Annotated in this window: 1 protein-coding gene; it reads left to right on the top strand. The window is 43.7% G+C overall.

Annotated features, from left to right (window positions below):
* Positions 1-711: primase-helicase family protein (locus tag DW947_RS21405; protein ID WP_243635119.1), on the top strand; the 711-nt coding region annotated here is incomplete at its 5' end.
* Positions 712-823 lie beyond the last annotated feature (112 nt).

Genomic DNA, 823 nt, shown 5'->3' with positions numbered 1-823 from the left:
CAGTTCAATTCCGACTGGGCAGGAAAGCTGCTAATCGTTGTGGACGAAGTTTTGCTCAACCGCAGGGAAGACAGCGAACGGTTGAAAAACCTGAGCACCACTTTCACCTACAAGGTGGAAGCCAAAGGCAAAGACCGAACGGAGATTGCTTTCTTTGCCAAGTTCGTGCTATGTTCCAACAACGAATATCTGCCCATACTCATAGACGCAGGAGAAACACGCTACTGGGTGCGGAAGATAATGCCGTTGCAGAGTGATGATACCAACTTTCTGCAAAAGCTAAAAGCGGAAATACCTGCATTTCTTTATTTCCTGACCCAAAGGGAACTATCCACGACACAGGAAAGCCGTATGTGGTTCAACCCAAGACTGACACATACCGCAGCCTTGCAGAAAATAATCCGAAGCAACCGCAACCGACTGGAAATAGAAATGACCGAGTTGTTGCTTGACATCATGTCGAACATGAACGTGGAAAGCGTATCATTCTGCCTGAACGACCTTGTAACCTTGCTACTCTATTCACAGGTCAAGGTTGAAAAGTATCAAGTGAGGAAAGTTGTGCAGGAAGTATGGAAACTTACTTCCGCACACAATTCGTTATCCTACACCGCTTATGAGTTCGCACCCCATCGTGAGTGCCACTATGAGCCGAAAAGGAAAACTGGTCGGTTTTATACGGTAACGAAAGAACAACTGACCGCTATCTAATTATTTTGATGAAATGATGAATAAGGGAAGTAATATATTGCCTTACAGATAGATATGTATTCATCAAACACTCATCAACAACGATTGCTGATGAAAAAAGAAAACATCATTT

Source organism: Bacteroides sp. AM44-19 (assembly GCF_003603395.1).
Lineage (GTDB): Bacteria > Bacteroidota > Bacteroidia > Bacteroidales > Bacteroidaceae > Bacteroides > Bacteroides uniformis.
This window is presented reverse-complemented; position numbering and strand designations above follow the sequence as displayed.